The organism is Pseudomonas sp. YQ_5 (assembly GCF_043103305.1).
In the GTDB taxonomy this organism is placed as follows: domain Bacteria; phylum Pseudomonadota; class Gammaproteobacteria; order Pseudomonadales; family Pseudomonadaceae; genus Aquipseudomonas; species Aquipseudomonas putida_Y.
The window spans coordinates 1-18601 of record NZ_JBICJS010000036.1; the positions used below are offsets into that span (position 1 = coordinate 1).

Here is an 18601-nt window from a genome sequence, read left to right on the forward strand (position 1 = left end):
CCGCGCAGTTTTGAGCCTGCGCAATCCTGTAGGAGCGGGTTTACCCGCGAAGAGGCCCGCAAGTCAGGCCGAAGCCATCGCCTTTCCGGCAGCCCCCGCCTTCCCCAGCAACCGCTTCATCCGCCATTCAAAGCCAAAGGTCAGCGCCACCGCCGCGCACGCCAGCCCAAGCGCCAGCCCCCACCAGATCCCTACTGCACCACTGCCCAGGGTAAAGGTGAACAACCAGGCGCTAGGCGCCCCCACCAGCCAATAGCACACCAGCCCGATCAGGAAGGTGGTCTTGGCATCTTTCAGCCCACGGATCGAGCCCATGGCAATCGTCTGCATGCCGTCGAACAGTTCGAACCACGCCGCCACCATCAACAACTGCACGGCCACCTGGAAGATCGCGGCAAAGGCCGGGTCATTACGGTCGATAAACAGCCCCACCAGCGCTTCGGGCAGCAGCAGGAACAGGGCGGCGAAGGCAAACATGATCATTGCCCCGAACCCGATGCCCACCCGCCCGGCGCTGCGTGCCGCCAGCAGGTTGCCAGCGCCGTAGTACAGGCCTACGCGCATGGTTACTGCGTACGACAACCCGGTCGGCACCATGAACGCCGTGGACACGATCTGCAGGGCAATCTGGTGCGCCGCCAGCTCGGTGCTGCCCAGTACGCCCATGCACAGCGCGGCGAAGGCGAACAGGCCCACCTCCACCATGTAGGTACCGCCAATCGGCAGGCCCAGCCGCCACAGTTCGCGCAGTGCCGCCAGTGATGGGCGTGACAGGCCCTTGCGCAGCGGGTAGGCGGCATAGGCCGGGTGCCAGCGGATGTACAACGCCAGCGCGATGGCCATGCCCATCGACACCACCGCAGTGACCAGTCCGATACCCATCAGCCCAAGCTTGGGCAGGCCGAACATGCCTTCGATCAGCGCCACGTTGAACAGGTAGTTGAGTACCGTGCCGAACAGGCTGATGACCATCACCGGGGTCGAGCGGCCCAGCGCGCTGGTGAAGCCACGCAAGGCCATGAAGGTCAGATAGCCGGGCAGGGCCAGCGGCAGCAGGGTAAGGAATTGCGCAGCCGACGCCACGTTCTCGGGCTTTTGCCCGAACAGCAGCAGCACCGGTTCAAGGTTCCACAGCACCAGCGCGGCGAACAACGCCAGGCCCCAGGCCAGCCACAGGCCGTTCTGCGCCAGGCACGTGGCGCCTTCGATGTCGTTGGCGCCCTTGCGAATCGCTACCAGGGTGCCGACTGCGGCGATCACGCCCAGGCAGAAGATCGATACGAACGAATAGCTGGCTGCCCCCAGGCCACCACCCGCCAAAGCCTGAGGGCTGATGCGGGCCATCATCAGGGTGTCGGTCAGCACCATCAGCATGTGCGCCAACTGCGAGGCAATCAGCGGCCCGGCGAGGCGCAGCAAAGCCTTGAGTTCTGTGGTGGGCGCGACGTGCATGGGGCGGTCCTTCATTTTGGAGTGATCAACGAACGGCGATTCTGAGGCTTCGGTCAACTTTGCACAAAAGGATAAAAACGATAGTTGGCATGAGTTGAACTCATGTATATAGGTTTCTCGCTGATTTGCTTCACACGCCCATATTGCAGGTGCCTCATGCCACGCCAGCTACCACCGCTGTATGCCCTGCGCGCATTCGAAGCTGCCGCGCGGCTAAGCTCCTTCACCCGTGCGGGCGAAGAGCTTTCTATCACCCAAAGCGCCATCAGCCGGCATATCCGTACGTTGGAAGAGCATTTTGCCTGCCGCCTGTTCGTGCGCAGTGGCCGCAGCCTGCAACTTACCGAAGCGGGGCGGGTACTGCTGCCGGGCGTGCGAGAGGGCTTTGCGGCGTTTGAGCGGGCCTGCGAAACCTTGTGTGGTGAAGACGACATTCTGCGCATGAAAGCCCCCTCGACCTTGACCATGCGCTGGTTGCTGGCGTGCCTTAGCCGCTTTCGCCACCTGCAGCCGGGCAATGAGGTGCAGCTGACCAGTGCCTGGATGGATGTCGACCATGTGGACTTCAACCAGGAGCCGTTCGATTGCGCGGTTTTGCTCAGTGACGGGGTGTTCCCGGCGGAGTGGGAGGTGCGCAAGCTGTTCCCTGAGTTACTGATCCCGGTCGGTGCGCCGGACCTGCTCGACGAGGAGCCTTGGGATGTGTGTAGGCTGGCATCTGTCGAACTGCTACACCCCACGGTGGACAAGCGTGACTGGCGGGAATGGCTGGAGCGTATGGGGCTTGGCGACAAGGTGTCGCTCAAGGGTGGCCAAGTGTTCGATACCCTGGAGCTGGGCATGATTGCTGCAGCGCGTGGCTACGGAATATCCATGGGCGATTTGCTGATGGTGGCCGAAGATGTGGCGCAGAAACGCTTGAGCCTGCCATGGCCGACAGCGGTGCCCAGCGGCATGGATTACTACCTGGTGTGGCCGCGTACACGCCCGGGTGGCGAGCGTTTGCGGCGGTTGAGTGCGTTTCTGGAAGACGAGGTGGCGGCGATGGATTTGCCGGATGTGGAAATCCTGCCGCGTCCTTGATCACCTGCACCGGCCTCTTCGCGGGCTCGCCCGCGAAGAGGCCGGTACAGTTTTATATCGAGCCCAGGTTCAACGCCTGTGCACAGGCCTGCAGCGACCGACGCTCGCTTTGCGCATACAGCGCCAGCTCATCCTGTACCTGCAACCCCAGCGCGGCTTCGAACGCTTCGCGGTTGGCGTTGCTGCCGTATTCGGCCTGCGCATCGTCGCCCAGGTTGGACTGGAAGATCCCCGCCGCACTCACCGGCAGGAAGTCCTCGTACACCAGCGCCTCGAAATGCACATGGCCCGCGTCGATCAGCCCTTGCAGGGTGGTCGGGCGGCCTTCCTGGTCGCGTGCGGCCAGGCCTTTCTCGGTGGCGAAGTAGCGGAAGTACGCCAAGCCCTGTTCACGCATCTGCGCCAGGTCATCCGGGAACTCGGCAAAGTTTGCCTGCAGCAGCGCCATGTAACGCTCGGCATTGGCTTCGGCCGGAGCGCCACCCAGCGCAGCGCGGGTAGCGTCGAGCAACTTGTCGTAGAGCTGGCGACCTTTCGGCGTTAGCGCCGCGCCGCGTTGCTCGATTTCGCCAAAGCGTGCGGTGTGGCTGCCTTTGCTGCCTTGCTGGTCGCTGAAGGCGACCGTTTCCTGCAGGGCCTTGAAGCTGGTCTGGCGCAGCAGGATCGGGTGCCGGCGGGTGGGCGGGCCTTCAACCACGGCCTTCGGCGGGATGCCCTTGGCCGGCATGCCGAGCTGGATTGCATCGATATCCAGGGTGCGCGGGGTCAGGTGGTTGATGTGCGGGCCCTTGAAGGCCACCACATCGGCGATCAGGCGGTGTTGGTCGTGTAGCTGCTGGTATTGCTCGGCCGTGACGGTAGCGTCCTGGTGCCAGCGGAAGGTGTGCAGCGCCTCCTGCACAAACGTCTCTGCATCCGCGGCGTAAAGGCCACCCTCGCGCTCACACTGGGCGATCAGTTCGAGGGCGCGGGCGGTGAAGATCTGGCGCTTGGCCAGGATGCCCTGTGCCAGCTCGCGCAACTGCGGGTTGTCGATCAGTTCCAGGCGCAGCAGCGAGGTGAACACACGGAACGGGCTGACATGCAGCGATTGCTCGTGCACCGCGCGGAAGGCAGTGGAATGCACCGGTACGCCAGCGGAGCTGAGGTCATAGTAGCCGACCGGCTGCATGCCCATGACCGCGAACAGGCGGGCGATGGTGGCCAGCTCTTCGGCGGTGCCGACGCGGATGGCGCCGTGGCGTTCCTGGTCCAGGCGCTCGATTTCGCCGGTCCAGCGCAGGGCCTCGGCCACTTCGGGTTGCTGGGACATTACCTGCTGGTTGATTTCGCTCACCAGCTCCAGCAGCGTGCCGTACAGCGGCACTTCCTGTTTGTACATGAGCGACATGGCGGCAGAGAACTGCGCGCGGATGCTGTCTGGGCTGACGAAATCGTGGGCTGGCATCGCTAGCTTCCTGGTTGGGTTCGGACGCTTACATGAAAGCTGGGAATGCACTTTGCTCACAAGCGAAAAAAAGTGAGTGTGTCATTCCTTTTTTGATCGACCTCAAGCCTGTAGCTGTTCGTGGATCCACTCCACCAGCGCCCGCACCTTGGGCACTTCCGCCGCATGCTCGGCATACGCCAGGTAATGCGCCCCTGCACTGCGCATCGCGTGGTTCCACGGCACTACCAGGCTACCGTCGGCCAGCTCCTTCGCCGCCAGGTAGCGCGGCACCAGCGCCACCCCGCACCCGGCCTGAGCCGCGCTCAACGCCATATAGAACGTATCGAAGCGCGGCCCGTGGTAGGCGCTGACGCTTTGCAGGCCCTGCTCCAGGAACCACTCATGCCAGGCCTCCGGCCGCGAGGTGCTTTGCAGCAGCACCAGTTCGGCCAGCTCCTCGGCACCGGCCAGCCTGCGTCCGGCCAGCAGCTCTGGCGCACACACCGGCACCACCTCTTCACGGAACAACTCCACGCACGTGGCTCCCGGCCAGGTGCCCTGGCCATAGAAGAACACCACGTCAGCCGAGCCTTGCAGCAGGGCGAACGGCTCCATCTCGTTGCGAATGTCCAGGTGGATATTGCTGTGCCGTTTGCCAAAACCCTTCAGGTGCGGGATCAACCAGCGCACGCCAAAACTCGGTTGAGTGGCTACCTTCAATATCTCGGTCTGCTCGCCGTAGGTGAGTACGTAGCGGCTGGACATGTCCACCTGGGTGAGGATCTTGTTGACCTCGGCCAGGTACAGGCTGCCGGCCGGCGTCAGCTGCAAGCGCCGGCGGATGCGCAGGAACAGGTGGTGGCGCAGCATGTCCTCCAGCTGTGCCACCTGCTTGCTGACCGCGCTCTGGGTCAGGTGCAGTTCTTCGGCAGCACGGGTAAAACTCAGATGGCGGGCTGCAGCTTCAAAGCATTGCAGGGCGGTCATGGAGGGTACCAGGCGTTTTGACATAGCGGTCTCTGCGGCTCAAATCATTACCTGACGGAATGATATGCGGAATAAAGGTCGTTTGTTGTACCTATGTGATCGGATTAATACTGATCCACATCATTTTTCCACCCCATCACCGATGTAGGAGATGCACAAATGGTTGCTGGATTGCTCGAGCGCCTTGGCGTTGCCGCCGAGGCTTACACCCAGGGCGACTACCCTGTTCACACGCCGATCGACGGCAGCCAGATCGCCTCGGTGAAACTGCTCGGCAAGGCCGAGACCATCGCCCGCATCGATCAGGCCCAAAGCGCATTCGAAGCCTGGCGCAGTGTGCCGGCTCCGCGCCGTGGCGAACTGGTGCGCCTGTTCGGCGAAGTGCTGCGTGAGCACAAGGCCGACCTCGGCGAGCTGGTCTCGATCGAAGCCGGCAAGATTACCCAGGAAGGCCTGGGTGAAGTGCAGGAAATGATCGATATCTGTGACTTCGCGGTTGGCCTGTCGCGCCAGCTCTACGGCCTGACCATCGCTTCCGAGCGCCCGGGCCACCACATGCGTGAAACCTGGCACCCGCTGGGCGTGGTCGGCGTGATCAGCGCCTTCAACTTCCCGGTTGCCGTGTGGGCCTGGAACACCGCCCTGGCCCTGGTGGCCGGCAACTCGGTGGTATGGAAACCGTCCGAGAAGACTCCGCTGACCGCCCTGGCCTGCCAGGCGCTGTTCGAAAAAGCCCTGAAAGCCTTCGGCGAAGCCCCGGCTGGCTTGGCACAACTGGTGATCGGCGGCCGTGAAGCTGGCGAAGCCATGGTTGATGACCCGCGCGTACCGCTGGTCAGCGCCACCGGCAGCACCCGCATGGGTCGCGAAGTCGGCCCACGCGTGGCTGCCCGCTTCGGCCGCAGCATCCTGGAACTGGGCGGCAACAATGCCATGATCCTGGCCCCGAGCGCCGACCTGGACCTGGCCGTGCGTGGCATCCTGTTCTCGGCTGTTGGCACTGCCGGCCAGCGTTGCACCACCCTGCGCCGCCTGATCGTGCACCGTTCGATCAAGGACGAAGTGGTTGCCCGCGTCAAAGCCGCCTACGGCAAAGTGCGCATCGGCGACCCACGTAAAGACAACCTGGTAGGCCCGCTGATCGACAAGCAGTCGTTCGACGCCATGCAAGGTGCACTGGCCAAGGCCCGCGACGAAGGTGGCCAGGTATTTGGTGGCGAGCGTCAGCTGGCCGACCAGTACCCGAACGCCTACTACGTTTCACCCGCCATTGCTGAAATGCCGGCGCAAAGTGACGTGGTGCGCCACGAAACCTTCGCCCCGATCCTGTACGTGCTGGCCTATGACGACTTCGAAGAGGCGCTGCGCCTGAACAACGAAGTGCCACAAGGCCTGTCGTCCTGCATCTTCACCACCGACATCCGTGAAGCCGAGCGCTTCCAGAGCGCCTCGGGCAGCGACTGCGGCATCGCCAACGTCAACATCGGCACCAGCGGCGCCGAGATCGGCGGTGCGTTTGGTGGCGAGAAGGAAACGGGCGGTGGCCGTGAGTCGGGCTCGGATGCCTGGAAAGGCTACATGCGTCGCCAGACCAACACCGTGAACTACTCGCGCGAGCTGCCGCTGGCGCAGGGTATCGTGTTCGACTGATGTATTGATGCTGCATGGCCGGGGGCCTGGCCCCCGGTTCGCGGGTAGACCCGCTCCTACAGGGTTCGTCCAAGCGACACCGATCCTTGTAGGAGCGGGTTTACCCGCGAATGGGCCGCCCTGCGGCCCCAACAAGAACAAATTGCTGGAGCCGGCCATGTCCGAACTGCGTCAACAATGCTTGTGGGAACACGTCAGCAAACCGACCGTCGCCGCCCAGGCCCTGGCCGGTGAGCACAAGGCCGATGTCTGCGTGATCGGCGGCGGTATTACCGGCCTGTCGGCGGCCATCCACCTGCTCGAACAGGGCAAGTCGGTGATCGTGCTGGAGGCCTGGAAGATCGGCCACGGTGGCTCCGGGCGCAACGTCGGCCTGGTCAACGCCGGCACCTGGATCCGCCCCGACGACGTCGAGGCCACCCTTGGCCATAAGCAGGGCAGCCGCCTGAACAAGGTGCTTGGCGAGGCCCCGGCTGAAGTATTCGCCATGATCGAGCGCCTCGGCATCGATTGCCAGGCCCAGCACAAAGGCACGCTGCACATGGCGCACAACGCCACCGGCATCGCCGACCTCGAAGCGCGTCACGAACAATGGCGCCGCCGAGGTGCCGACGTCGAGCTGCTGACCGGCGCCCAGTGCCAGGAATACTGCGGTACCGACAAGATTTCCGCTGCGCTGCTTGATCGCCGTGCTGGCACCATCAACCCCATGGGCTACACCCAGGGTCTGGCGGCTGCCGTGGCGCGCCTGGGCGGCAAGATTTTCCAGCAGTCTTCGGTCGAAGGCCTGGAGCGTGAGGGGGATGGCTGGCAGGTGGAGACTGCGCGTGGCGCTGTGCGCGCCGAAAAGGTGGTCATTTCCACCGGCGCCTACACCGAAGGCGACTGGAGCAACCTGCAGAAGCAGTTCTTCCGTGGTTACTACTATCAGGTAGCCTCCAAACCGCTGCAGGGTATTGCAGCCGACAAGGTGCTGCCACATGGCCAAGGTTCGTGGGACACCCGCACCGTGCTCAGCAGCATCCGCCGCGACGACCAGGGCCGCCTGCTGCTCGGCAGCCTGGGCCGGGTCGACAACAAGCCAGCCTGGTTCGTGCGCAGCTGGGCCGACCGCATCCAGAGCCACTATTACCCCGAGCTGGGCAAAGTCGAGTGGGAAATGCACTGGACTGGCTGCATCGACTTCACCCCCGACCACCTGATGCGCCTGTTCGAGCCGGCGCCGGGGCTGGTGGCGGTAACCGGGTACAACGGGCGGGGTAACACAACCGGCACCGTGATCGGGCGTGCGTTTGCTGAGTTCCTGCTCAAGGGCGAGGCGGACAGCCTGCCCATTCCGTTCTCGCCGATGAGCGGTGTGAGCGCGCCTTCGCTGCGCACCGCGTTCTACGAGTCTGGCTTCTCGCTGTACCACGCGGGGCAGTGCCTGAGGGTTGTGTTGTAGCTGCTGGCCTCTTCGCGGGTAAACCCGCTCCTACGCGCGGAGCGGGGGGCACACATCGGTGGCTCGGCGCAGGCCATTGTGTAGGAGCGGGTTCACCCGCGAAAGGGCCGGGCCTGCTGGCCAACTTCCAAAGGCCGATCACCGTTGCCGCCGCTACCGTCTTCGCGGGTAAACCCGCTCCTACAGGCGACTGTGCAGGTTGTTCAAATTTTGAGCAAGACAGTTGCGCCTGTTTACCGCCTGAGAGGTCTGTGGTGAACATGTGAGCGGGGTTACCCGCGAAGAAGCCAGCACAGGCTCACGTGTGCGACCAATCATGGAAGCCGCCCATCTTGATTGAAGCCGGCTTCTGCAGCGACAACGACTCCCGGCTCTGTCGCCGAACCGCTGCAACTTGCTCACGCCGTCGGCAGCTCTTCACGCTGCTGCAAACAACTCTTCATCTGCTCCTTGTCGATCCGTTACAGCACGCAGTTGGTCAGCGTGTGGAATTCGGCCAGTCAACCCATTACGCTCTTCATCGTTCCTAAAACAGAACGCTAAAGCCAAAAACCGCTATCTACCGCTCCAAAGGTGATGGTTTTAATCTTCTCCCATCAACGCGAAACACCCAACTGACTGAACATGAAAACCTTAGGAGCAACGACCATGACCAACTTCAAATACAACCGCCTGAACAAAGACGACGCCGCTGTGCTGTTGGTCGATCACCAGGCTGGCCTGTTGTCGCTGGTGCGCGACATCGAGCCGGATGCGTTCAAGAACAACGTGCTGGCCCTGGCCGACCTGGCCAAGTTCTTCAAGCTGCCGACCATTCTTACCACCAGCTTCGAGCAAGGCCCCAACGGCCCACTGGTACCGGAGCTGAAAGCCCTGTTCCCGGACGCTCCGTACATTGCTCGCCCTGGCCAGATCAACGCCTGGGACAACGAAGACTTCGTCAAGGCCGTGAAAGCCACTGGCAAGAAGCAGCTGATCATTGCCGGTGTGGTGACTGAGGTCTGTGTAGCTTTCCCGGCCCTGTCGGCCCTGGAAGAAGAGTTCGACGTGTTCGTGGTCACTGATGCCTCCGGCACCTTCAACGCCATGACCCGCGACGCTGCCCACGACCGCATGAGCCAGGCGGGTGCCCAGCTGATGACTTGGTTCGGCGTGGCCTGTGAGCTGCACCGCGACTGGCGCAACGACATCGAAGGCCTGGCCGCGCTGTGCTCCAACCACATCCCGGACTACCGCAACCTGATGACCAGCTACAACGCTCTCAACGCCGGCAAGTAAGCCGACCCGCCCCGGGCGCCGTGAGTCGGTGCCCGCGTAGGGCAGCACACCCATCCAATCCTCCGCCCGTTCGCCGTTGCACAGTGAATGCGGGCAAGCTCATCCCAAGGAACGCCGATGAACACCGCACTCCATGACAACCGCGAAGTGGTGACCGTATGCCTGCAACACAAGGTGCTTGATAGCTCGCCGGGCACCCCGGCAGCGCAACCGCCGCGTTGGAAGCAGGCACTGCTGACCTACCTGGTGATCTGCCCGATGACCATGGTCATCCCGCAACTGCTGGCGCCGCTGTTTGCACGCTTCCCGCAGCTGGGCGGCGTCATCACCGGCAACCTGATCGTCAACCTGTTCGTCATCCTGCCCGTGGTGTTCTACATCATGCCTTGGGTAACCCGCCGCTGCGCCAACTGGCTGCGCGGCTGAGCCGACGCCTTCACCTGGAAACTTTCAAGGAGATACCGCTATGAGCACGTTCGTTACCCGCGATGGCACTTCGATCTACTTCAAGGACTGGGGCAGCGGCAAGCCTGTGCTGTTCAGCCACGGCTGGCCGCTGGACGCCGACATGTGGGATTCGCAGATGGAGTTCCTGGCCAGCCGCGGTTACCGCGCCATCGCCTTCGACCGCCGGGGTTTCGGGCGCTCGAGCCAGCCGTGGAACGGTTACGACTACGACACCTTCGCCGATGACATTGCCCAGCTGATCGAGCACCTCGACCTGCGCGACGTCACCCTGGTGGGCTTCTCGATGGGGGGCGGTGATGTCAGCCGCTACATCGCCCGCCACGGCAGCGAGCGGGTGGCCGGGCTGGTGTTGCTGGGCGCGGTGACGCCAGTGTTCGGCAAGCGTGAGGACAACCCTGACGGTGTCGACCTGTCGGTGTTCGAGGGCATCCAGGCCGGCCTGCGTGCCGACCGCGCGCAGTTCATCGCCGATTTCGCCACGCCGTTCTACGGCCTGAACCATGGGCAGCAGGTGTCCCAGGGTGTGCAGACGCAGACCCTGAACATTGCGCTGATGGCGTCAATCAAAGGCACCCTGGACTGTGTGACGGCATTCTCGGAGACCGATTTCCGTCCCGACATGGCCAAGGTCGATGTGCCGACGTTGGTGATCCATGGCGATGACGACCAGATCGTGCCGTTCGAGACCACTGGCAAGCAGGCGGCGGAGCTGATTCGCGGCGCCGAGCTGAAGGTGTATGCCGGGGCGCCGCACGGTTTTGCAGTGACCCATGCGCAGCAGCTGAATGAGGACTTGCTGGCGTTCCTTCAGCGGTAATTGTGGGAAACATTCGCGGGTAAACCCGCTCCTACAGACGTTGTAGGAGCGGGTTTACCCGCGAAGAGGCCGGCCCAGGCAGCAAAAAGCTTGACCAGGACTAACCTTCTTCAACCCACCGCACATCCATCCAAGCACAGGCCTTGCATCAACCGGCATGCTTTGCAGTCCCCCTGCCGGCCCTAGTCGGAGAAGCCTATGTCCCAGGATCGCAACGACAAGACCCGTCGCCAGTTCCTCGCCACCAGCACTGTGCTCGGTGCTGCCGGCGCGCTCTGGTCCGCATTGCCTTTTACCGGCCAAGCCGGTTTCGCTCACGCATCCACGCAAGGAGGTTCCATGACCGCCGACCTGATTCTGTTCAACGGCAAACTGCACACCGTTGACCGCGAAAAGCCCACCGCGACTGCTGTCGCCATCAAGGACGGCCGCTTCATCGCCGTGGGCAGCGACGCCGAGGCCATGGCCCACAAGGGTGCCGCCTCGCAGATCATCGACCTCAAGCAGCGCACGGTGATCCCCGGCCTCAATGACTCGCACCTGCACCTGATCCGGGGCGGTCTGAACTACAACCTCGAGCTGCGCTGGGAAGGGGTGCCGTCGGTGGCCGATGCCCTGCGTATGCTCAAGGACCAGGCGGCGCGCACGCCTACCCCGCAATGGGTGCGCGTGGTCGGTGGCTGGAATGAATTCCAGTTCGCCGAAAAGCGCATGCCCACCCTTGAGGAAATCAACCAGGCCGCCCCTGACACTCCGGTGTTCCTGCTGCACCTGTACGACCGCGCGCTGCTCAACCGCGCTGCGCTCAAGGCTGTCGGATACACCAAGGACACGCCGAACCCGCCGGGTGGCGAGATCCAGCGCGACAAGTTCGGCAACCCGACCGGCATGCTGATCGCCCGCCCGAACGCGATGATTCTCTACGCCACGCTGGCCAAGGGGCCTAAGCTGCCGCTGGAGTATCAGGTCAACTCCACTCGCCAGTTCATGCGTGAGCTCAACCGCCTGGGCCTGACCAGCGCCATCGACGCCGGTGGCGGCTACCAGAACTTCCCCGATGACTACTCGGTTATCCAGGAACTGGCCGACAATAACCAGCTGACCGTGCGCATCGCCTACAACCTGTTCACCCAGAAGCCCAAGGAAGAGCTGGACGACTTCAAGAAGTGGACGGCCAGCGTCAAGCTGCACAGTGGCACCGACTTCCTGCGCCACAACGGCGCCGGTGAGATGCTGGTGTTCTCCGCCGCCGACTTCGAGGACTTCCTCGAGCCGCGCCCGGACCTGCCGCAGACCATGGAAGAAGAGCTGGAGCCGGTGGTGCGCCACCTGGTCGAGCAGCGCTGGCCGTTCCGCCTGCACGCCACCTACAACGAATCGATCACGCGCATGCTCGACGTGTTCGAGAAGGTCAACCGCGACATCCCGTTCAATGGCCTGCCGTGGTTCTTCGATCACGCCGAAACCATCACCCCGCAGAACATCGAGCGCGTGCGTGCGCTGGGCGGTGGTATTGCCATCCAGGACCGCATGGCCTTCCAGGGTGAATACTTCGTCGACCGCTACGGCGCCAAGGCCGCCGAGCAGACCCCGCCGATCAAGCGCATGCTCGAAATGGGCGTGCCGGTGGGCGCGGGTACCGATGCCACTCGGGTGTCTAGCTACAACCCATGGACCTCACTGTACTGGCTGGTCAGCGGCAAGACGGTCGGTGGCATGGAGCTGTACCCGGAAGGCTTGAGCCGTGACACCGCGCTGCAACTGTTCACCCAGGGCAGCGCCTGGTTTTCCAGCGAGCAAGGCAAGAAAGGCCAGATCAAGGTGGGCCAGCTGGCTGACCTGGCAGCATTGTCGCTGGACTTCTTCAGTGTCGATGAAGAAGCGATCAAGGGCATCGAGTCGGTGCTGACCATCGTTGATGGCAAGGTGGTGTATGGTGCTGGCGAGTTCGACAAGCTAGGCCCGCCGCAGGTGCCGGTGCTGCCGGAGTGGTCGCCGGTGACCAAGGTACCTGGGCACTGGCGTGTCGGTACGCCATCGTTGGCAGCGGCTGTGCACCAGTGCAGCGGGCCTTGCGGTGTGCATGCACACAGCCATGAAAAGGCGCGGCATTCGAGCGTACCGGTAAATGACTTCCAAGGTTTCTGGGGAGCGTTAGGCTGTTCGTGCTTCGCGTTCTAAGCTGAGCTGATGTGAAGAACGGGGGCCAATATCTGGCCCCTTTCTTGTGCCTCAAGGGCCGCCAAGGCCAGCATCAATGGTGAGCCTTATGCTCCCCGCCAGCCAACAAATGCCGAATTCGCACTTCAATCCCATCGGTCTGCAGCATCCTGACCCGCGCCTCGATCTTCAGCTCACCACGGGTCACCCGGTGGTGATGCCGCAGATGCTCCAGCCACGATTCCTCGAAGAAAAACTCCAGCCACAACGCCGGATCAGCACTGTCCCGCATCAACCCCCACGACAATGCGCCATTGCGCTTGCGCATCGCTTCCAGCTCCCGCGCCGCCTGCTGGAAGGCCTCGGCCTTGGTGGGGGCGATGTGGTACTCGACGGTGACCATCACCGGTCCGGCTTCCTTGTCCATGTCATCGCTCAATACCGGCACCGGCCAATGCAGCGACGGCGTCAGCTCTTCTGCCTCGGTTTCCGGCAGCGCCACCTTGCAGGTCAGCAAGGTACCCAGCGCCAGGCCGCCTGCGGCCAGCAGCAGGCTGAAGGTGAGCGTTGCATGGCTGGCCAGCGTGCCCCACAGCAGGCCGCCACAGGCCATGGCGCCGAAGAAGATCAGAATGTATACCGACAAAGCCCGCGCCCGTACCCAGGCGGGCACCGAAGTCTGTGCAGCCACCTGCAGGTTGGACAGCACCGCGATCCACGCCGCGCCGCTGAGCAGCATCGCTGGCAGCAGCACATAGAAGTTGCGCACCAGCGCCAGGGCCAGCAGGAACAGGGCATACAGCAGGCTGGCCAGAAACACCAGGCGGTCACGGCTGATGCGTTCACGCAGGCGCGGCAGCAAGGTGGCACCCGCCACTGCGCCAATACCGATGGCCGCCAGCAGCAGGCCGAAGTCCGCTGCGGTGCCGCGCATCTCGCCACGCACGATCAGCGGCAGCAGCGAAGTGCCGGCGCTGGCGCAGAAAAAGAACGCCAACGCGCGTAGCATGACGGCCTGCAACGGCTTGGCACTGCGGGCAAAGCGCAGCCCAGTGCGCATGGCGCCAACGAAGCGCTCGGCCGGCAGCAGTGGTTCCTTCACCTCGCGCTTCCACAGGAACAACACCAGAATCACACCCGCGAACGAGATGGCATTCAGGGCAAAGGTCAGCCACGGGCCGACCATGCTCACCACCACCCCCGCCAGTGCCGGGCCGATGGCCCGTGACACGTTGATGCCAACACTGGAAAGCGCCACCGCGTTGGCCAGGTCCTCCTTGCCCACCAGTTCTGGTGTCAGTGCGCTCCACGCTGGCATCATCAGCGCTGTACCAATGCCCAGTGCCAGGGTCAGCACCAGCAACAAGGTGACGTTCATCATCCCGAGCAAGGTCAAGGCCGCCAGCACAACCGCTACGCAAGACATCCACAGTTGCACCAGCAACAGGTAGCGGCGTTTGTCGACGATGTCCGCCGCTGCGCCGGCCGGCAGGGCCAGGAAGAACATCGGCAACGAGCCGGCTACCTGGATCAACGCCACGTGCAGCGGGCTGGCCGACAGCGTGGTCATCAGCCAGCCGGCGCCCACCTCGTGCATCCAGGTGCCGATGTTGGAGGCGATGGTGGCGATCCACAGCATGCGGAAGGTGGTGTTACGCAACGGGCTCCAGGCACCTGAAGGGGATGTAATCATGTCAGAAGCTGCCTTTGAGTGGGTATTCGATGATCAGGTAGACGCGGTCGATATCACCGCCCGCCTGGGCCTGGTTGGCGCGATGGCTGACGTGGGAGAACGATAGGCTCAGGTCCTTGGCAGCCCCCGACTGCACCACGTATTTCAGGTCGATGTCGCGCTCCCAGTGCTTGCCGCCGTCGCCGTACTGGTTCACATAGGCGCCGCCCGCAGGCGCATGGCTGCCGTCGATGCCGCGGCCGCTGACATAGCGGCCCATCAGGCTCAGGCCAGGTATGCCAAGGGTGGCGAAGTCCAGGTCGTAGCGCAGTTGCCACGAGTGCTCGCCCGGGCCGTTGAAGTCGGCGTACTTGATCGCGTTGGCCAGGTAGATGGAGTCGCCGCCGACGAATTCGAACGGGGTGTCGCCCTCGACCTTCTGGTAGGCCAGGCTCAGCGCCTGGGCGCCGAAGCTGTACCTGGCCAGCAGGCTGTAGGCGAGGGTGTCGATCGCCCCTGCGCTGGCGTTACCGGTGTCGCGGGTTTTGTACAGGTTGCCGTCCAGGCGCCAGTTGCCCTCGGCCAGGTTCAGGTTGAGGTAGGCCTGGCGCCAGGTGTTTTCCAGCTGCCCGGCATACAGTGCGGCGCCGAACGGCCCGTTGGGCGCGAAGGTGGCACCGGCCAGGCTGATGGCCCGGTTGTGGGTGCTGGCGCCGTAGCCGCTGAAGTCGTCGTGGGTGGAGCTGTTGTCCTGGTTGTTGAAGGCAGTGAAACGCCCAGCCTGCAGGCGCCAGTCGGGTAGGTCGGTGTTTTCCACCAGCCAGCCGGTGGCGTATTCCGGGTGCAGGCGTTTGTCACCGGTGTCGAACACCGGGGTTTCCACCATCATCTCGCCATAGCGCAGCCGGGTGTTGCCCAGGTGCAGTTTGAGCGCGGCACCGGCGCTGGAGTACTCGGACGCGGCGCGGCCATCGCTGTCGCGTGGCAGCAGGCCGGTGCCGCTATGGCCGCGGCCGCCGTCGAGCTTGAAACCAAGAAAGCCATGTGCATCGATGCCGACGCCGACAGTGCCTTCGGTGAAGCCGGAACGGACCTCGCCGATGAAGCCTTGGGCCCATTCCTGGCGGTAGTTCTGGCCGCTGCCGGAGGGCGAGCGGAAGTCACTGTGCAGGAAATAGTTGCGGCTGAGCAGCGACCAGCCGGGCGCTTCGGCGTGGCTCAGCGCCGGCCAGAGGGCGAGGGTGGCGAGCAGGGCGCGGCCTGGTCCGTGGGTGGCGCGGATCATGAGGGGCTCCGGGGGATGATCCGGGAGTGTGGAAGAAGAGTAGACCCAAGGTCTTGTAAGGGTGTGCTGGGTGGGGATTTGCATTGCCTGTACCGGCCCTTTCGCGGCTAAAGCCGCTCCTACAGGGCCACCACCGGCCCCGAGCCTTGTGCAATACCTGTGGGAGCGGGCATGCCCGCGAAGAGGCCGGCTCAGCCAGCCAGGCACTCAAGCCATGTCGCTGATGGCGAACTCCTCAGCCAGATGATCGATCAGCGCTCGCACCGAAGGCAGCAACCCACGTCGCGATGGGAAGATCGCATGCACGATACCGCAACGCGGGTGCCAGTCCGGAATCAGCTCAACCAGACGTCCCGCCGCCAGATCCTCACGCACCGCCACCCGCGGCAAGTGGGCGATCCCCACTCCGGCCACCACGAAATGGCGCAGGGCAAACAGGTCGTCAGTCACCATGCGTGGTGTATGCGGGATGACGATGCTGCGGCTGTTGTCCTCACCCTGGAACAGTTCCCACTGGTACTCGCGTTGGGCACTGCCCCAATGCACGCTGGGTAGTGTGCCCAGCAGCTGCGGGTCAAACCCTTTGGGCAGTTGCGCCAGGTATTGAGGCTGGCCGACCAGGCACTGGGTGCTGTTGCTCAGCACCTTCATCACCATGTCAGTGTTCTCCAGCGGCGGAAAGCGCACCCGCAGGGCGATGTCGAAGCCCTCGTGCAACAGGTCGACACGGCGGTTGGTACTTTCGATGAACAGCTCCACCTGCGGGTACTTGAGCATGTAGCGGGTCAGCATCGGCCCGACCCAGGAGTTGAGCAGGGTGGTCGGGCAACTGATGCGCACCAGGCCGCGCGGTTCGCTGCGGTTGCGCTCGATTATTTCCGCCGCGCCCTCGGCCTCCACGCGCATGGCCAGGCAACGGTTGTAGTAGGCCTGGCCGATCTCGGTCAGCGAGCAGTGCCGGCTGGTGCGGTTCAGCAGCCGCACGCCCAGACGGTCTTCAAGGTCGGCGATTCGCCGGCTGAGTTTTGACTTGGGCATGTCCAGCGCCCGCCCGGCCGGGGCGAAGCCGCCATGTTCGACGACCTGGGTGAAGTAGTAGAGGGAGTTGAGGTCTTCCAATGATCGGTCTCCGGGTATTTGGTTGCCTTTGCCGGCCTCTTCGCGGCTAAAGCCGCTCCTACAGGACACCACAGGCCCGAGGCCTGCGCGGTCCCTGTAGGAGCGGCTTTAGCCGCGAAGAGGCCAGCACAGCCCTTACAAATCCATCGTTCCTAAATCAGAACGCTAAAGCCAGATTCTGCTAACTACCGCCGCAAAGGTGATGATTTTAATCTGTGCCCATCAACGCGAAATACCCCGGATTGCTGAAAAATTCATAACCCTTAGGAGCACAGACCATGAGCAAATTCACCTACAACCGCCTGAACAAAGACGACGCTGCCGTACTGCTGGTCGACCACCAGGCTGGCCTGCTGTCCCTGGTGCGCGATATCGAGCCGGACAAGTTCAAGAACAACGTGCTGGCGCTGGCTGACCTGGCCAAGTTCTTCAACCTGCCGACCATCCTCACCACCAGCTTCGAGCAAGGCCCCAACGGCCCGCTGGTGCCGGAACTGAAAGCCCTGTTCCCGGATGCGCCGTACATTGCCCGCCCTGGCCAGATCAACGCCTGGGACAACGAGGATTTCGTCAAGGCGGTGAAGGCGACCGGCAAGAAGCAGCTGATCATTGCAGGTGTTGTGACCGAGGTTTGCGTGGCGTTCCCGGCGCTGTCGGCCTTGGAGGAAGAATTTGACGTGTTCGTGGTGACCGATGCTTCCGGCACCTTCAATGAAATGACCCGTGATGCCGCGCATGACCGCATGAGCCAGGCGGGTGCCCAACTGATGACCTGGTTCGGCGTGGCCTGCGAGCTGCACCGCGACTGGCGCAACGATGTCGAAGGGCTGGCTGCACTATGCTCCAACCACATTTCGGATTATCGCAACCTGATGACCAGCTATAACGCGCTGACTGCGGGTAAGTAATCAACCATCAGCAACGCGCACAAAGGCCGGCTCTCTCTGTAGGGAGCCGGCCTTTTTTGTTTGCTGTACTGGCCTTTTCGCGGGCATGCCCGCGAAAAGGCCGGTACAGGCGACTCAATTCATGGGCTGTGACTCAATCCCATCCAGCAACGCCTCAACCAAACCTTCTGCCATTTCGAGTGCGTTCAGGTTGCTCCAGAACAGGCTCTTGCCTGTGTCATCCAGATGCTCCAAGGCTTTGTAGCCACAGTCGTAGGCGCCGCGCAGGTATTGGGCGACATGCACCAGGGCATCGTGGGCGGAAACGCCTGGGTTTACGGTGAACAATGGGAGATGGCCGGCATCGCAGCGGCTGAAAGAGCGTTGTGTGGTGTTGGGGAGGGGTGGATCGGGGACGATTCTTTTCATGGCAATTCCTTCTCTAGGATTGAACTGCAACCACCCGTTTCCACGCAGAAGGCGGCAGTTGTGCGCGGGGTGGAAAACCGGGGAGAAGGCAAGCCGGTAGGCCAAACGGCCTCACGCGCACAACTGCCATAACGGCAGCCCTTCATCACATCCGGGTTTCCACACCCGATCGCTGAACCGACAGCGACCCGGTTAGCCTAGAGAGCAGGCCTTCCCTGGACAATCAGACGGGCGTCGACACGGTGTGTAGGATAATTCCTTGGGATTGGCGTGAACGTAGGAAATGGTTCGCGGGGAAGTAGGACCCAGCTGATAATTAGGCGATTTGTGATGGCTTTTGTGTGTTCGCGTCATGGCGGCGAGGTGATCGTCAGGACATTGCAGGATGGCGTCCAGGTGCCTGGCGATAGTTTTTGGGCGCCCATGAGATCGAGCGCCGCC

General features: G+C 63.1%; 15 protein-coding genes and 1 pseudogene. 8 read left to right on the forward strand and 8 right to left on the reverse strand.

Going from position 1 to position 18601, the window contains the following annotated elements; genetic code table 11:
• Positions 1–63 precede the first annotated feature (63 nt).
• Positions 64–1452 (reverse strand): NorM family multidrug efflux MATE transporter, encoded by a 1389-nt coding sequence (locus tag ACF8EA_RS06265; RefSeq protein ID WP_392521306.1) that lies wholly within the window; start codon positions 1450–1452, stop codon positions 64–66.
• Positions 1453–1608: 156 nt separating this feature from the next.
• Here ACF8EA_RS06265 and ACF8EA_RS06270 point away from each other — a divergent pair, with 156 nt between their 5' ends.
• Positions 1609–2535, forward strand: a complete 927-nt coding sequence (locus ACF8EA_RS06270) for a LysR substrate-binding domain-containing protein (protein WP_101196328.1) — start codon at positions 1609–1611, stop codon at positions 2533–2535.
• 52 nt (positions 2536–2587) lie between these two features.
• Here the strand turns inward: ACF8EA_RS06270 and ACF8EA_RS06275 are convergent, their stop codons facing one another.
• Positions 2588–3982, reverse strand: coding sequence for a VOC family protein (locus ACF8EA_RS06275; protein ID WP_392521307.1), 1395 nt, complete (start codon positions 3980–3982; stop codon positions 2588–2590).
• Between the two features lie 102 nt (positions 3983–4084).
• Positions 4085–4975, reverse strand: coding sequence for a LysR family transcriptional regulator (locus ACF8EA_RS06280; protein ID WP_101196330.1), 891 nt, complete (start codon positions 4973–4975; stop codon positions 4085–4087).
• A 135-nt stretch (positions 4976–5110) separates the two neighbouring features.
• Between ACF8EA_RS06280 and ACF8EA_RS06285 the strand changes: the two genes are divergently transcribed.
• Both ACF8EA_RS06285 and ACF8EA_RS06290 read left to right on the forward strand, forming a co-directional pair.
• On the forward strand, positions 5111–6601 hold the full coding sequence (locus tag ACF8EA_RS06285) for an aldehyde dehydrogenase family protein (protein ID WP_101196331.1): 1491 nt from the start codon (positions 5111–5113) through the stop codon (positions 6599–6601).
• Positions 6602–6758: 157 nt separating this feature from the next.
• Positions 6759–8045 carry an NAD(P)/FAD-dependent oxidoreductase gene (locus tag ACF8EA_RS06290; RefSeq protein WP_392521308.1) on the forward strand — a complete coding sequence of 429 codons (1287 nt, stop codon included), beginning with the start codon at positions 6759–6761 and terminating at the stop codon, positions 8043–8045.
• A 298-nt stretch (positions 8046–8343) separates the two neighbouring features.
• On the opposite strand, the pseudogene ACF8EA_RS06295 reads toward ACF8EA_RS06290, so the two are convergent.
• A pseudogene (locus ACF8EA_RS06295) lies at positions 8344–8545 on the reverse strand (mechanosensitive ion channel protein MscS); the annotation flags it as partial.
• Between the two features lie 148 nt (positions 8546–8693).
• Here ACF8EA_RS06295 and ycaC (ACF8EA_RS06300) point away from each other — a divergent pair.
• The 4 genes from ycaC (ACF8EA_RS06300) (at position 8694) to ACF8EA_RS06315 (ending at position 12789) form a co-directional block, all read left to right on the forward strand.
• Entirely contained in the window at positions 8694–9323 is a 630-nt protein-coding gene (ycaC, locus tag ACF8EA_RS06300) for an isochorismate family cysteine hydrolase YcaC (protein WP_392521309.1), read from the forward strand.
• Positions 9324–9440: 117 nt separating this feature from the next.
• Positions 9441–9749, forward strand: a complete 309-nt coding sequence (locus tag ACF8EA_RS06305; RefSeq protein WP_003253554.1) for a hypothetical protein — start codon at positions 9441–9443, stop codon at positions 9747–9749.
• Between the two features lie 40 nt (positions 9750–9789).
• Positions 9790–10608: an alpha/beta fold hydrolase gene (locus ACF8EA_RS06310; protein ID WP_003253555.1), complete on the forward strand. Its 819-nt coding sequence runs from the start codon at positions 9790–9792 to the stop codon at positions 10606–10608.
• 198 nt (positions 10609–10806) lie between these two features.
• The gene (locus ACF8EA_RS06315) at positions 10807–12789 is read left to right on the forward strand and encodes an amidohydrolase (protein WP_021785219.1); all 1983 of its coding nucleotides are present in this window, start codon (positions 10807–10809) and stop codon (positions 12787–12789) included.
• A gap of 73 nt (positions 12790–12862) precedes the next feature.
• On the opposite strand, the gene ACF8EA_RS06320 is transcribed toward ACF8EA_RS06315, so the two are convergent.
• From ACF8EA_RS06320 to ACF8EA_RS06330, 3 genes are all read right to left on the reverse strand, one after another.
• Complete coding sequence (locus tag ACF8EA_RS06320) at positions 12863–14461, reverse strand: MFS transporter (protein ID WP_392521310.1); 1599 nt, start codon at positions 14459–14461, stop codon at positions 12863–12865.
• 1 nt (position 14462) lies between these two features.
• Entirely contained in the window at positions 14463–15725 is a 1263-nt protein-coding gene (locus tag ACF8EA_RS06325; RefSeq protein ID WP_392521311.1) for an OprD family porin, read from the reverse strand.
• A gap of 207 nt (positions 15726–15932) precedes the next feature.
• On the reverse strand, positions 15933–16844 hold the full coding sequence (locus tag ACF8EA_RS06330; RefSeq protein WP_010955764.1) for a LysR substrate-binding domain-containing protein: 912 nt from the start codon (positions 16842–16844) through the stop codon (positions 15933–15935).
• A gap of 278 nt (positions 16845–17122) precedes the next feature.
• Here ACF8EA_RS06330 and ycaC (ACF8EA_RS06335) point away from each other — a divergent pair, with 278 nt between their 5' ends.
• Positions 17123–17752, forward strand: coding sequence for an isochorismate family cysteine hydrolase YcaC (gene ycaC / locus ACF8EA_RS06335; protein WP_392521312.1), 630 nt, complete (start codon positions 17123–17125; stop codon positions 17750–17752).
• A 114-nt stretch (positions 17753–17866) separates the two neighbouring features.
• Here ycaC (ACF8EA_RS06335) and ACF8EA_RS06340 read toward each other — a convergent pair whose 3' ends face one another.
• Positions 17867–18160, reverse strand: coding sequence for a hypothetical protein (locus ACF8EA_RS06340; RefSeq protein ID WP_101196337.1), 294 nt, complete (start codon positions 18158–18160; stop codon positions 17867–17869).
• Positions 18161–18601: the final 441 nt, after the last annotated feature.